The 14,359-nt window shown below is 73.3% G+C and carries 10 protein-coding genes; 3 read left to right on the top strand and 7 right to left on the bottom strand.

From position 1 onward, the window contains the following. Positions 1 to 18: 18 nt before the first annotated feature. On the bottom strand, positions 19 to 1,503 hold the full coding sequence (locus ACZ4XJ_RS33005; RefSeq protein WP_468498310.1) for an LCP family protein: 1,485 nt from the start codon (positions 1,501 to 1,503) through the stop codon (positions 19 to 21). Between the two features lie 168 nt (positions 1,504 to 1,671). On the opposite strand from ACZ4XJ_RS33005, the gene ACZ4XJ_RS33010 reads away from it, so the two are divergent. Continuing rightward, a complete protein-coding gene (locus ACZ4XJ_RS33010) occupies positions 1,672 to 2,697 on the top strand; it encodes a glycosyltransferase family 2 protein (RefSeq protein ID WP_468498311.1) in 1,026 nt (341 codons plus the stop codon). Positions 2,698 to 2,768: 71 nt separating this feature from the next. Here the strand turns inward: ACZ4XJ_RS33010 and ACZ4XJ_RS33015 are convergent, their stop codons facing one another. The 4 genes from ACZ4XJ_RS33015 to ACZ4XJ_RS33030 all read right to left on the bottom strand — a co-directional run bounded on the left by ACZ4XJ_RS33015 (position 2,769) and on the right by ACZ4XJ_RS33030 (position 8,939). Continuing rightward, on the bottom strand, positions 2,769 to 4,463 hold the full coding sequence (locus tag ACZ4XJ_RS33015; RefSeq protein ID WP_468498312.1) for an LCP family protein: 1,695 nt from the start codon (positions 4,461 to 4,463) through the stop codon (positions 2,769 to 2,771). A 272-nt stretch (positions 4,464 to 4,735) separates the two neighbouring features. Then, a complete protein-coding gene (locus tag ACZ4XJ_RS33020) occupies positions 4,736 to 6,478 on the bottom strand; it encodes an LCP family protein (protein WP_362883100.1) in 1,743 nt (580 codons plus the stop codon). A gap of 223 nt (positions 6,479 to 6,701) precedes the next feature. Next, positions 6,702 to 7,964 carry an LCP family protein gene (locus tag ACZ4XJ_RS33025; RefSeq protein WP_468498313.1) on the bottom strand — a complete coding sequence of 421 codons (1,263 nt, stop codon included), beginning with the start codon at positions 7,962 to 7,964 and terminating at the stop codon, positions 6,702 to 6,704. A gap of 231 nt (positions 7,965 to 8,195) precedes the next feature. Continuing rightward, a complete protein-coding gene (locus ACZ4XJ_RS33030; RefSeq protein WP_362883097.1) occupies positions 8,196 to 8,939 on the bottom strand; it encodes a TIGR03089 family protein in 744 nt (247 codons plus the stop codon). Between the two features lie 139 nt (positions 8,940 to 9,078). On the opposite strand from ACZ4XJ_RS33030, the gene ACZ4XJ_RS33035 reads away from it, so the two are divergent. Beyond that, the gene (locus ACZ4XJ_RS33035; protein WP_468498314.1) at positions 9,079 to 10,506 is read left to right on the top strand and encodes a peptidoglycan recognition protein family protein; all 1,428 of its coding nucleotides are present in this window, start codon (positions 9,079 to 9,081) and stop codon (positions 10,504 to 10,506) included. A gap of 491 nt (positions 10,507 to 10,997) precedes the next feature. Beyond that, the gene (locus ACZ4XJ_RS33040) at positions 10,998 to 11,996 is read left to right on the top strand and encodes a DNA-3-methyladenine glycosylase family protein (protein WP_468498315.1); all 999 of its coding nucleotides are present in this window, start codon (positions 10,998 to 11,000) and stop codon (positions 11,994 to 11,996) included. A gap of 91 nt (positions 11,997 to 12,087) precedes the next feature. On the opposite strand, the gene ACZ4XJ_RS33045 is transcribed toward ACZ4XJ_RS33040, so the two are convergent. Together ACZ4XJ_RS33045 and cofD are read right to left on the bottom strand one after the other, a co-directional pair. After that, the gene (locus ACZ4XJ_RS33045; RefSeq protein ID WP_468498316.1) at positions 12,088 to 13,392 is read right to left on the bottom strand and encodes a coenzyme F420-0:L-glutamate ligase; all 1,305 of its coding nucleotides are present in this window, start codon (positions 13,390 to 13,392) and stop codon (positions 12,088 to 12,090) included. Next, positions 13,389 to 14,348 carry a 2-phospho-L-lactate transferase gene (gene cofD / locus ACZ4XJ_RS33050; protein WP_468498317.1) on the bottom strand — a complete coding sequence of 320 codons (960 nt, stop codon included), beginning with the start codon at positions 14,346 to 14,348 and terminating at the stop codon, positions 13,389 to 13,391. Before cofD ends, ACZ4XJ_RS33045 begins: the two co-directional genes overlap by 4 nt. Between the last annotated feature and the right edge of the window lie 11 nt (positions 14,349 to 14,359).

Here is a 14,359-nt window from a genome sequence, read left to right on the forward strand (position 1 = left end):
GGCGCGGTCCGGCCACGGCTACTTCCCGCACACCACCTGGTCGCCCGTCACCACGCCGAACGTGCCCTGGTACGGGTCCTCCGCCCGTACCGGCACCACCTTCTTGAAGTCCGTGCCCGCGATGACCAGCACCGTCCGGCCCTGGCGCGGCACCGCGCGCAGCTCGCTGCCGGGCAGGGCCGTGGCGACCGTCCGGGCGGTGCGGTCCCACCGGGGGTCGTACGCGATCACCGTGCGCCGCACGTCCCGGCCGGCGCCGTTGCCCGGGGCGCCGGTGGTGTTGAAGCCGGTGGCGCGCAGCGCGGAGTCGACCCGGCCGCCGAGCCCGTCGATCCGGGTCCCGTTCTCCACCCGCACCTTGATCTGGCCCGGCGGCACGTCCACCGGTGTCGCGGCGGGCCGCCGGGTCCCCGCGGCGCGGGCGGGGGCCAGCGGCCGGTCCTGGCGGACCGACTCGAACAGCTGGGCGGCCTTCGCCGCGTCCCACTTGACCGTCGACCCGATGCCCTTGACCGGGTACGAGGGGTCCCCGACCGGGACCGAGGCGAACTCGGACGACGAGGGCGTGAAGTCCCGCATGGCCTGCCCCAGGGCCAGCATCTGCTCCGAGCCGAAGTCCCGGTCGGCCCGTACCGAGCCCAGCAGCGTCGAGCTGACCTCCTTGAACTTCACCGGGTTCAGCAGCACCCCGCCCCCGGTGGCCTGCTTGATCAGGGCCGCGACGAACCGTTGCTGGCGCTGCATCCGGCCCAGGTCGGAGGCCCCGTCGATGTGGCGCGAGCGTACGTACTGCAGGGCCTGGCCACCCGTCAGCCGGTGCGTGCCGGGGAGCAGGTCGAGGCCGGTGGAGGAGTCGCGCATCGGCTTGGCCGTGCAGATCTCGACGCCGCCCATGGCGTCGACGGTCTTCATGAAGCTGGTGAAGTCGACCTCCAGGTAGTGGTCGATCTTCACCCGGGTCATGTTCTCCACCGTGCGCACCGTCAGGTTCGGCCCGCCCTCGGCGTAGGCGGCGTTCAGCTTCACCGGGTGCGGCTTGTGCGGCTTGCCCGTCACCAGGTCGTGGTGGGCGGGCACCTCGGCGTAGCTGTCGCGGGGCAGGCTGATCACGCTCGCCCGCTCCTTGTCGGCGGACAGGTGCACCAGCATGATCGTGTCGGTGCAGTGGCAGGGGGCGCCGCCGAGGCGGTACTCCCGCTTCTCCTCCTTGGTGATCCTGTCGCGGCCGTCGGTGCCGACGAGCAGGAAGTTCAGGCCGTGCCCGGCCTGGGGGCGGTTCTTCATGTCCTTGAAGGGGTCCACCCGCTGGATCCCGGTGTCCAGGCCGGTCATCACCGCGTGCCCGACGGCCCCGGATCCGAGCACCACGACCGCCACCCCGGCCGCGATCCGCACCCCCCACCGGGGTCTGTCCCCCCGGCGCCGGGCCTGCGGGCCGCCCCGCCGCGCACGCTGTGGCTGGGGTGGCCTGGCGGGTCGGGTGGGACGGTGCGGCTGGGGCACGAGGGACACCTCCGCGGGGGAACGGCAGGGACACGGTCGGCTGATTCTTAGGATTCGTCAGAACAGTAGGCCCATACGATCAGCTGCTGTCCGTACCGCTCGTCCGGCGCGCACCCGTTTCCCCCGTACGCGGTAACGTGACACCGATACCCGACCTTGAAGGACCACATGCCCGCGCAGCAGCCCGCAGTCTCGGTGATCATGCCGGTGCTCGACGAGGAGCGCCATCTGCGCGACTCCGTCCGGCACATCCTCGGACAGGAGTACGCAGGAGAGATGGAGGTGGTGATCGCACTCGGGCCGTCCACGGACCGCACCGATGAGATCGCCGCCGAGCTCGTACGCGAAGACCCGCGTGTCCACACCGTCCCGAACCCCACCGGCCGGACGCCCGCCGCCCTGAACGCCGCGATCGAGGCCTCGCGCCACCCGATCGTCGTCCGCGTCGACGGCCACGGCATGCTCTCCCCGAACTACATCGCCACCGCCGTCCGCCTCCTGGAGGAGACCGGCGCCCAGAACGTCGGCGGCATCATGCACGCCGAGGGCGAGAACGCGTGGGAGCAGGCCGTCGCCGCCGCGATGACCTCGAAGATCGGCGTCGGCAACGCGGCCTTCCACACCGGGGGGCAGGCCGGCCCGGCCGAGACCGTCTACCTCGGCGTGTTCCGCCGCGAGGCCCTGGAACAGCAGGGCGGGTACAACGAGGAGTTCATCCGCGCCCAGGACTGGGAGCTGAACTTCCGCATCCGCGAGGCCGGCGGCCTCATCTGGTTCTCGCCCGAGCTGAAGGTCCGGTACCGCCCCCGCCCGTCCGTGCGGGCGCTGGCCAAGCAGTACAAGAACTACGGCCGCTGGCGGCACGTGGTGGCCCGCTACCACTCCGGTTCGATCAACCTGCGCTACCTGGCTCCGCCCGCCGCCGTCTGCGCGATCGCGGCCGGCCTGGTGGCGGGCGCGACGCTGACCCCGTGGGCCCTCGTGGTGCCGGCCGGCTACCTCGCGGCGATCACCGTCGGCTCCGTACCCGCCGGCAAGGGGCTCCCGCTGCGGGCGCGCGCGCAGATCCCCGTGGCCCTGGCCACCATGCACATGAGCTGGGGCTTCGGCTTCCTGACCAGCCCGCGCTCGCTCGCGGCGAAGGTCATCGCCAGCCGCCGCCCGTCGGTGCGCCGGGACTCCTCCGAGGTCTGAGCGGAACGCGCGAGGGGTGACCCCGTCCCACACGGGACCGGGTCACCCCTCGCGTCCGCCCACCGCCGGAGCTACCAGCGGTACGGCTTGTAGACCTCCATGCAGGCCCCGCTGTCGGAGCCGTTGATCGCGTCGGCCGTGTCCGGCACCGCGCCGGCCTCGGGCGGCGCCTGCTGCGGGAACGTCGCGCCGTCGCGCCAGTCCGCGCCCACGACCAGCGTGAGCCGGGAGACCGTCGCCGACTGCTGCGCCGCGCTCGCCGGGATCCCCAGCGCGGTCGCCACGGCCTGGGCCTCGTCGGCGAGGTCCGCGGTCGGGTAGCGCACGACGGTGGTCTTCTCCGGGGTCAGCGCGCTGTCCGCCCGGGCCGCGGTGAAGCCCTTCGCGACCAGGGCCTCCGTCACCGCGGCCGCCCGTCCCGGCGCCAGCGGCATCCCGGCGGCGGTGCCGTTGACCACGTGCACGGCGATCTTGTCGTTGGAGGTGACCGGCGCCTTCGACGGCTCCTGCACGGTCCCGCCGGGCTGCGCGGAACTCGCGACCGGCTGCGGGGTCCCCGCGGCGGGCGAGCCGGCGTCGCCGGGCTCCTTGGGGGCGCCGTTCTTGTCGAAGGCGACGTCCTTGCGGAGCATCGTCCACATCTTCTCGGCGTCCGTCGTGTTCACCACGAGCCGGTTCTGGTCCCGCGGGTCCGGGAAGGTCGGCATCGTCGTCATCGTGATGCGGTTGGTCGGGACGTGCTTGAGCTCCATGGCCAGGTTGAAGAGCTTCTTGACCGACCCGATCTCCTCGGAGACCTCCAGCGCCCTGGTGCCCGCCTCGGCCAGGGCCGTGATGCGGCCGACGTCGGTGAAGGCGTTCTGGCCCTTGAGCTCGCGCATCATCGAGTTCATGTACATGTGCTGCGCCTGGGCCCGGCCCAGGTCGCTGCTGAAGGCGTGGCGGGTACGCAGCCACTGCAGGGCCTGTTCGCCCTTGACCTTCGTGGTGCCGGCGGGGAGCTTGAGGCCGGAGCCGCCGCCGTCGGTGCCGAGCGCGCGGTCCCAGACGTTGTCCTTGACGCAGACCGGGACCCCGCCTATCGCGTCGGCCATCTGCACCACACCGGTGAAGTCGATCGTCATCCAGTGGTCGATGTAGATGTTGGTCAGCTTCTCCCAGGTGGCCAAGGTGCAGCCGGGACCCCCGCGCCCGAGGGTCTCGTTGATCATCGCCGTGGTCTTCTTGTACTTCTCGCCGGTCTTCGGGTCCGTGCACTCGGGTATCTCGACCCGGGTGTCGCGCGGGATGCTCACCACGGAGGCGTTCTCCCGGTCCGCCGACACGTGCAGCAGCATCTGCACGTCCGCCAGCGGCGGCGCCCCGACGCTGTCGTGGCTGCCGCCGAGCGCCAGGTTCTCCGGCTTGTTCCGGCTGTCGGAGCCCAGCAGCAGGATGTTCAACGGGCGCTGGCCCTTGGCGTTGGCCCGGGACTTCTCGACGCCGCTGTCCCCGCTCAGGCGCTGCCCGCTGCGGATGTTCCCGTCGAGGTGGCGGTACCAGAGGTAGCCGGCCGCCGAGGTCCCCAGGATCAGGAACGCCATGACGGACGCCACCCAGAACAGGGTCCGGCGCTTGCGCCGCCGGGCCGGTCCGCCACCGGGGGTCCCGGAGCCGCCGGAACCCCGTCTCTGCGGGGGTACCGTGCCGCCCGCCTCCGCACCGCCGGATATGCCTCCGGCGGCCCGGTCGGGCGTCCCCTCCCCCCGCACGCTGCTGTGCCTCACGCGTCCCCCCTCAAGATCACTATCGTGGTGTGGTGCCGGTTCCACCGGCTACTGCCCGCCATGTTCGGCGATCATCCTGTGCGCCGCCGCTGAGCGCGGTCGGGCGTCGCTCGCCGGTCGGTGCGCCGGTCCGTTCTCGTGCGCCGGTTCGTTCTAGTGCGTCGGTCCGTGCTGGTGCGTCGGTCCGCGTTCGTGTCCGTGTCCGTGTGCGTGTGCGTCGCCGGGCCCGCGCGCCGAGCGGGTCCGGCGTCTCGCCGGACCCGGTCGGTCGGTCACTTGGCGCAGACCGCCTTGTCCGCCTCCAGGCGCTGGAGTCCCTCCGGCGCCTGCGGCGGAGTCGCCGCGGCCGGGTTCAGCGGAGCCCCCGGCTCCTTGAAGTCGGCGCCCAGCGTCAACTTCATCGGGGCCTTCGGCGCCGCGTCCGTCGTACCGATCTTCAGGGCGGACGCGGACAACCCCATCATGTCCGCCAGCGCCCGGGCCTGGTCGGCCTGGTTGGGGGCGTACTCCAACTGCGTGCTGCCGAGCTTGACGGCGGCGTTGCCGTGGTTGCTCGCCCGGTAGACGCCCTTGCTCTGCTGGAGCCAGGTCAAGGTGGTGGAGGCGGAGCCCGAGGGCCCGCCGCCGTTGTAGACCTCCACCCGGACGTCCCCGGCGGGTGCGCGGTTGCCCTGGAGCAGCGCGTCCTGCTTGCTCTTCGCCTCGCTGTCGGCCGCCTCCTTGGCGGCCTCCTTCTGCTTCTCCACCTCGGTCAGGGACACGTCACCGCGGATCATCTCCAGCAGCGGATCGGCCTGGGCGGAGTTCACGACCACCGTCAGGTTCTGGTTCGGGGGATCGTTGGGGTTGTCGAGCACCGGCAGCGTCGTGAACGTGACGTTCTTGAGGTCGATGTCCTTCAACTCGCCCGCCAGATCGGTGAGCTTGCCGATGGACCCGAGGCCCTGGTCCACGGTCAACGACTTGGTGGCGGCCTCGGCCAGCGAGAAGAACTTCTTCGGACTGGTCAGCGTCTCCTTGGACTTCATCTCGCGCATCATCGAACCCAGGAACTGCTGCTGGGTCTTGATCCGGTCGAGGTCGCTCTTGAGGCCGAACGCGTGCCGGGTCCGTACGAAGGCCAGCGCCTGCTCGCCCTCCAGCCGGTGCTCGCCTGCCTTCAGGTCGAGCTTGGAGGCCTGGTCCTTGACGTCCTTCTCCACACACACCGGAACGCCGCCGACCGCCGTGCTCAGGCTCTTCACGGCGTTGAAGTCGACCATCATGAAGTTGTCGACCGGGACACCGGTGAGCTCCTCCACCGTCCGCATCGTGCAGCCCGGGTCCCGCCCCTCCTGGCCCAGGCTGTTGTTGAAGCGGGTGGCCTTGGTGGCGGGGATGTCCTTGACCGACCCGTCCACCTTCGTCGGGCAGGCCGGGATGTCGGTGATCAGGTCGCGCGGGATGGACAGCGCGGTGGCGTTCGAGCGGTCCTTCGACACGTGGAACAGGATCGTGGTGTCGGCGTGGCCGACGCTGTCCGTGTCCCCGTACCCCTGGTTGCCGGCGCCGCTGCGCTTGTCGGTGCCGATGACCAGGATGTTGATCGGCTGGTCCCTCTTGAAGCTGCCCGCCTTGCGCCCCGTGTCGATGACGTTCAGGTTGCTGTTCAGGTGCTCGAAGTACAGGTACGCCCCCACCGAGCCGCCGACCAGCAGGAACGCCACCGTCCCGCCGGTGATCGCCAGCCGCTTGCGGCGCCGCTCCGAGGCGCCGCCGGCCTTGCGCGAGCGTCCGCCGCGCCGTCCGCCGGGCGGTCCGTCGCCCCGACGGGGCTTCGGGACGGCCGGGGAGGGAACCGCGGGCGCGGCCGGGGCGGCGGGGGTTCTGCGGCGGGATCGGCGCGGTGGCGCGACGGTGGGCTGCTGCGCAGGGGAATGGTCCAGTTGCAGTTCGTAGTTGCCAGTGCGGGGATTGAGGACCCACTGGTCTGCGGGGTCGATCTCGTCCGCCCGCCCACGGCTTTGCGCATCCACGGTTGCTCGAATCCTCCGTCGGTGCTTCGCGACGCGCCTCCCCCCAGGCACGCGGTCAACGATCCGGCTGCTGGTGCGCGGCCTCTTGAACGGCCGGTGCACCGGATCGCTCACCTTATCCGGCCTGGTCGGCAGCAAACCATGCCGGGGACAAAATCCACTCCCCTCATAACGGCCCAAAACCCCCAAGCGGCTCGGTGGGGTCCCGGCTTTTTGGATTGCTTTACCGGCAATCGACCTGACCTGCGGTCGTTCCCGTGAAAGTGGGGACGGGGGTGGGGGTCGCGCCGGTTCCGATTTTCCCCCCCTCGTCGTCCCTGTCGGCCGCCCGTTCGCCCTCCGCGCGCCCGTCCGCACGTTCCCGCAGCTCCTGCCCGTCGTCCCGACCCGACTCCGACTCCGACTCCGATTCGGGGTCGGGCGGGGTGACCGTCAGCGGGCGGTCCTCGCGCAGTTGCCGGAACAGCCGGCCCGCGTCCGGCTCGACCAGTTCGTCCCGGTTCGGGTTGCTCGGGTACGGATGCCGGGGCACCGTCAGGAACTTGACCTGCTCGGTCGGTATGTCCCGCACGCTGCGTACGAGTTCGTACAGGCCGCGCAGCGAGGCCAGCCCGGGGTCGGTGGTCACCGAGGACGTCGCCGCGTCCAGCACCGGGTACAGCCGCGTCGGATTCAGCAGCACCCCGTTGCCCTGCACCTTCTTCACGAGCGAGCCGAGGAACTGCTGCTGGCGCTGCATCCGTTGGGTGTCGCTGCCGTTGCCCAGGCTCTGCCGGGCCCGGACGAATCCCAGGGCCTGCTCGCCCCGGAGCACGTGGCGCCCCGCCGTGAGCCGCAGCCGCGCCTCGGTGTCGTCCACCGGCTCCTTGAGGCACACCTCCACCCCGCCGACCGCGTCGACCATCCGCTTGAACCCGCCGAAGTCCACCACCATGTGGTGATCGATCCGGATCCCGGTGAGCTTCTCCGCCGTACGGATCGTGCAGGCGGCCCCGCCCCACTCGAAGGCCCAGTTGAACTGGACGAACCGCTCGCCGGTGCGGGTGCCGTCGGGCTTGAGGCAGCTCGGGACGTCCGTCATCAGGTCCCGCGGTATCGACACCGCCGTCGCGCTCTTCCGGTCCTTGGGCAGGTGCAACAGGATCGTGGTGTCCGAGCGCTGGGTGCCGCGGTCCCGGCCGTACCCGGAGTTTCCCTTGCCGGCGCGCGAGTCCGAGCCGATCAGCAGGATGTTCTGCGCGCCCGTCGCGAGGTGGGCCGGGCGCTCCCGCTCGTAGCGCTCCAGCTCGGCGGCGGCCGAGGCGTCCGCCGTGATGTTCCCGTCGAGCTTCACGTACAGCCACCAGCCCACCGCGGTGCCGGTGAGCACCAGCAGGGTAGCGCCGAGGGCGATCCAACGCAGCAGCCGGCGCCGGCGGCCGGTCAGGGGCCTCCAGGAGCCCCCGGCCGGCCCGACGCCGTCAGGTATGCCCGCGCGGTCCGTCACTCGCGTTCCGTCCCCTCGGCCGCCGTGGAACTACGGGCCGTGCGGGTGAGCACGACCTGGAGCCGAGTCTCCCCCGGGGCGCCGGGACCGGCCCGGGGACGGGGTGCCGTCAAGGGCCATGTGGGTGACAAATAGCCCGAAGTGGGGCAGGTGGAGGCGGGGGAGGGGCGTACGCGTCAGGCGGACGTACGGGCGAGTGGATGGACGGGCGGGCCCGGGTCGGTCGGCCGGTCAGAGCGTGTGCGTGACGCGCTCGCTCTCCACCCGTTGCGCCAGCCCGGCCTGTGACAGGGCGTCCAGGTTCCGGCACAGCACCACGGACCCGCCGCCGGCCAGCGCCGCGAAGAGCCCCGCCGACAAGCCCTCCCAGGTGTCGTAGCCCAGCCCCGACAGCACCCGGGCCCCGTCGCCGCGGCCGGCCGCGTCCGCGCGGGCCCGCGCGACGAGCTCCGCGTACGAGAGCTCCTCGCCGCCGACCACCAGGCCCGGCCCGTCCGCGTCGACGGGGGCGAACGGCGCGAACCGGTCGCCCTGCCCCGGCACCTCCACGGCGTAGTCCACGAACCCGGCGGGCGGCTGCGGGAAGCGCCCGCCCAGCGGGCGCAGCGCGAGGGCGACCCGCTCGCCCTCGCAGGCGCGGGCCGCGTCCAGCGTGTCCGGACCGCTCACCACGAGGTCCGCCCCGGCCGGATCACCGCCGACCTCGGCGACCACCCCGACCGACGCGCAGGCGAGCAGCCACACGGCGCTCTGCCAGTGCGCGGGGAGCAGCAGCGCGAGCCGGTCGCCGGGCTCGGCGGCCAGGTCGCCCTGGAGCAGGTTGGCGGTCTTGGCCACCCAATTGGCGAAGGTGGCGACGGACAATTCCACGCGCTCGCCGGTGGCGTCGTCGTAGAAGGTGACGAGCGGGCGGCCCGGGTCCGCGGCCAGAGCGGATCGCAGCAGGTCGGCAGGGGTGCGGTCAGTGGCGTTCACCCGCCCCAGCGTACGCGGGCCCTTCCCCCGTACGGGGGGCGACGGCTCGGCCGTCCAGGGGAGGCGGCGCGCGCCGCCACCGGACGGATCGTCAGTTCTCCGATGGCGGTTCGTGGTGAGCGAGTTCAGCATCGCTTCCATGCGTGGATTCCTTGCTTCCTCGATCGGCGTCGCGACGGCTGCCGCACTGGTCCTGCCGCTCGCCCTCACCACTCCGGCCCTGGCCGCCCAGTCCGGCACGGTCGCCCCCGAGACCCCGGCCGGGTCCACCCAGTCGCTGCCGCTCGTCCCCATGGGGCCGTCGGCCGGCCGGATCCCCGGCGTCCCCGGCATGAGCGCCTCGCCCGACCTGCCCGAGGCGCGCGGCCTGCCCGAAACCCAGGGCCTCGACGCACCCCAGGTCACGACGTTCTCCCTGGTCGGCATCGTCTGGGACGACGCCGCCACCCAGCTCCACGGCCTCGTCCAGGTCCGCACCCGCTCCGTGGAGACGGCCGCCTGGTCCGACTGGCAGGACGTGGAGACCCACAACAGCGAACACGCCGCCGACCCCGACGCGGCGGAAACCGGCTCCGGCCGGGTGCGCGGCAGCACCGCGCCCCTGTGGGTCGGGCCGTCCGACGGGGTGGAGGTGCGGGTCCAGGCGGAGGCCGGGGCCGGTGGCACGGACACCCGGGCGGCGTCCCGCCGGTTGCCGTCCGGCATGCGCATCGAACTCGTCGACCCGGGGGCGGACCGGCCGCCCACCGTCATCGACGGCAAGAACGGCATGCCCACCGAGGACGACAAGGGCCAGGTGGGCGCGGCGCCCGGGATGACCATGGAGATGACGGAGTCCTCCTCGGCCAACCTCCCGCACGCCCCGCTCGGCGCCAACGAGATCGTCGCCCTCGACAAGGCCGACTCCACCGCCGACGCGATCCTCGCGGGCGGGGGAAGCATCGGGAAGGCCGCCCCGTACATCGGGCCGCGCCCGCGCATCGTCACCCGTCAGGGCTGGGGCGCGGACGAGAGCCTGCGCGAGAAGGGCTTCGTCTACACGAACACCGTCAAGGCCGCCTTCGTCCACCACAGCGCCTCCGGCAACAACTACGCCTGCAAGGACGCCCCGGCGGTGCTGCGCAGCCTGTACCGCTACCACGTCGTCAGCAGCGGGTGGCGGGACATCGGCTACAACTTCGCCGTCGACAAGTGCGGGACCGTCTACGAGGGGCGGGCGGGCGGCGTCGCCAAGGCCGTGCTCGGGGCGCACACCATGGGGTTCAACACGGACAGCATGGGCATCGCGGTGATCGGCTCCTACTCGACGACGGCCCCGCCGGCGGCCGCGGTGAACGCCGTCGCGCAGCTCACGGCGTGGAAGCTCGGGCTGTTCGGGGTGGACCCGCGGGCCAAGGCCACCCTGAAGTCGGGTGGCGGCAACCTGTACAAGAAGGGCAGCAACGTCAAGCTGAACGTCATCTCGGGCCACCGCGACGGCTTCGCGACGGAATGCCCGGGCCGCCTGCTGTACGGCCAACTCCCCCCGGCCCGGACCTCATCGGCCAAACTCCAGGGCCGCCCCTGACCTGGCCGGTCGGGGGTGGGGCTGGGCGGGCGGGGGCTGCGGGTGGGTCGGGGCCGGTGCCGGGGTGGGGTGTCGTCCGGGGCGGGCATGATTTATGGCGCCCTGTCCGCAGCTTCGTTTGCCGGGCGGCACCGCGCGCCAACAAATCACGTTTGAGCCCCGGACGACACCCCACCCCGTCCCCGACCCCGACCTGCGCGCCCCCCGCCGGATCGGACTGCCCCGACCCATCAGGCCCCGCCCATCCGCCCTTGCTGCGCAGCCCCGCCGGCGTTTGAGGCTTGGGGTCCGGGGTGGAGCCCCGGGGGTTTGTGCCCGCGCTGACCAGGGGCGTCGGCTGCTTCGCGCCGCTCCATCCGCCGAGTCCGGCCGTCGCGGTTTGGTTCGGGGGCGGGCCGCCCGGCCGGCCCCGCCGGCGCGGAGCCCCGGGAGGGGGCGGGGCCGGGCAGCGGGCCCCCGGGTAGACCCCGGCCAGGGGATAGGCTCGGGGGGTGGCTTCACCCCGGGACCCCCTGACGCGGAGCGGCGTGCGCGGTGGCCGTACCGTCGTCCCGCCGGGCCCCGGCAACGGCACGCCGGCCGGAGCCGGCTCCCGGCCCCGGACCTGGGCCCCCGGCAACCCGTTGGACCTCGGGCTCACGCTCGGCCCGCTGCGCCGCGGCCCCGGCGACCCCACCTTCCGCACCACCCCCGACGGCTCCGTCTGGCGGGCGACCCGTACCCCCGACGGCCCGGCCACCCTCAGGGTGGCCCTCCGCGGGGAGGCGGTGGACGCCGAGGCGTGGGGTCCGGGCGCCGACTGGGTCCTCGCGCACCTGCCCGCGCTGCTCGGCGCCGGCGACGACCCGACCGCGTTCGTCCCCCGCCACCGGCTCCTGCACACCAGTCACCGCCGCCGCCCCGGGCTCCGCCTGACCCGTACCGGGCTGGTCCTGGAGTCGCTGGTACCGACCGTGCTGGAGCAGAAGGTCACCGCCGACGAGGCGTACCGCGCCTGGCGCCGGCTGGTGCGCCGACACGGCGAGCCCGCCCCCGGACCGCTCGACCTGTACGTGATGCCCGACGCCCGCACCTGGGCGCTGATCCCCTCCTGGGACTGGCACCGCGCCGGCGTCGATTCCAAGCGGTCGGCGACCATCGTGCGGGCCGCCCGGGTCGCGGCCCGGCTGGAGGAGGCCGCCGCGATGGAGCTGCCGCAGGCGATGCGCAGGCTGGAGGCCGTCCCCGGCATCGGCCCCTGGACCTCCGCCGAGACGCTCCAGCGCAGCAACGGCGCCCCCGACGCGGTGACCACGGGCGACCTGCACCTGCCGGGCATCGTCGGTTACGCCCTGACGGGCGACCGCGACGCCGACGACGCCGTCATGCTGGAGCTGCTCGCCCCGTACGCGGGCCAGCGCCACCGCGCCGCCCGGCTGATCCTGCTCGCGGGCCGCACCCCGCCCCGCCGCACCCCGCGCATGCCCCGCGGGGACATCGGCCTGCTCTAGTGCTGTGCGTCGCGTCCGGACCTCGCCCGACCCGCCCCGCCCCGGACGACGCGGGCGACCGGCAGGATCCGAACGAGACGAACGAGACGACCTATCGGACCTCGACGTACTCCTCCACCGGCCGGTCCGGCCGCTCGCGGGGCGGTTCGGCGGCGTGGCCCACGGCCACCGCGCCCATAGGGTCCCAGTGGTCGGGCAGCCCGAGCACCTTGCGGACGACGTCGCGGCAGAACATCGTCGAGGACACCCACGCCGAGCCGAGCCGTTCGCCGGCCAGTGCGACGAGGAAGTTCTGCACGCCGGCGCCCATCGCGACGACGAACATCTCCCGCTCGGCCGCGTCCCGCCGGGCGTGCCCGTAGTCGTGCGCCCCGTCGGTGACCATGCAGGGGACGACGAGGTAGGGCGCGGCCCGCAGGACGTCGCCGCGCCGGATCCGGCGGGCGATGGACTCCTGCGACTTTCCGTCCCCGCGCAGGTCCTCGATCCAGGCGTCGCGCATCGCGTCGAGGAGTTCGAGGCGGGCGGCCGGCGATTCCAGCAGGACGAACCGCCAGGGCGTCGTGTGGTGCGGGGCCGGTGCGGTGACGGCGGCGGCCACGGCCCGTCGCACCGCGCCCGGGTCCACGGGCTCGTCGGTGAAGGCCCGTACGGTGCGCCGCTGCGTGACGGCCTCCCGTACGGCCTCGGAGGTGCCGAGCCGGAACATGTCGTCGGCGGGGGCGCGGACGAGGTCCCGGGCGGTGGGGCCGTCGCCCAGTACGTGCCCGAGGCCGCGGACGACGGCCACGGGCAGCCCGGCGGCCTTGCCCTTGACGAGGTCACCGGCGGCGGCGAGTTCGTCGGCGGTGGCCACGACGGTCGCGCCGAGCGGGTTGCCGTGGGCGTCGTGACCGCCGCGCAGGTCGTCCAGGACCCGGACGCCGGCCGCGCCGATGGCGACGTCGGTCAGCCCGGTGCGCCAGGGTCGCCCGAAGGTGTCGGTGACGATGACGCCGACGTCGACGGCGAGGGCCGCGCGCAGCCCCGCGCGGATCGCGGCGGCGGAGGCGTCCGGGTCCTCGGGCAGCAGCAGGACGGTTCCGGGCGCGGTGTTGGAGGCGTCGACCCCGGCGGCGGCCATGACCAGGCCCTGCCGGTTCTCGACGACGCGCAGCGTGCCCCGGCGGGCGACGACCCGTACGGTCTCGGCGTCGATGGCCTCCTCGCGGGAGGAGGCCCGGGTGACGCGGCCCTCGGCCTTGGAGACGATCTTCGAGGTGACGAGCAGGACGTCGCCGTCGCGCAGGTCGGGGGCCGCGGCCGCGATCAGCGCCGCCAGGTCGTCGCCGGGCTTGACCTCGGGGATCCCGGGGACCGCGCGTACCTCGTACGAGGGATACGGGGAAACGGTCACCGGGAGGACTCCGCCAGTTCGAGGGCGGCCCGTGCCATGGCGGCGGTCGCTTCGAGGTCGGTCATCATCAGCGGCACCGCGCGGCAGGTGATGCCGGCGGCCTCGACCTCGGCGACGGCGTCCGCGTCGGCGGTGTCGACGAGCCAGCCGTCGAGCAGCTCGGTGCCGTAGTGCAGGGCGACGGCCGCCGCGGTGGACTCGACGCCGACGGCGGCGAGCACCTTGTCGGCCATGCCGCGCACGGGGGCGCCCCCGACGATGGGGGAGAGGCCGATGACGGGGGCGTCGGCGGCGGCCACGGCCTCGCGGATGCCGGGTACGGCGAGGATGGTGCCGACGGAGACGACCGGGTTGGACGGCGGGAACAGGATGACGTCGGCGGCGGCGATGGCCTCCAGGACGCCGGGCGCCGGCTCGGCCCGTTCGGCGCCGACGGGGACGACGGCCTCGGCGTCGAGCGAGGCGCGCAGCCGGACCCAGTACTCCTGGAAGTGGATGACGCGGCGTTCGCCGGTCTCCGCGTCGGTGACGGCCACGTGGGTCTCGACGCGGTCGTCCGACATGGGCAGCAGCCGCACGCCGGGCTGCCAGCGGTCGCAGAGGGCTTCGGTGACGGCGCTGAGCGGGTAGCCCGCGCCGAGCATCTGCGTACGGACGATGTGGGTGGCGAAGTCGCGGTCGCCGAGGCCGAACCAGGTGGGTCCGACGCCGTAGGCGGCGAGTTCCTCCTTGACGGTGAAGGACTCGTCGGTGCGGCCCCAGCCCTGGTCCTCGTTGATGCCACCGCCGAGGGTGTACATCACCGTGTCCAGATCGGGGCACACCTTCAGCCCGAACAGGTGAATGTCGTCACCGGTGTTGCCGATGACCGTGATGTCCGCGTCGGGGACCGCGACCTTGAGGCCGCGCAGGAAACGGGCGCCGCCGATGCCGCCGGCCAGAACAACAATGCGCATGCCGCGCAGTC

It is taken from the genome of Streptomyces sp. NPDC029836, assembly GCF_055574495.1.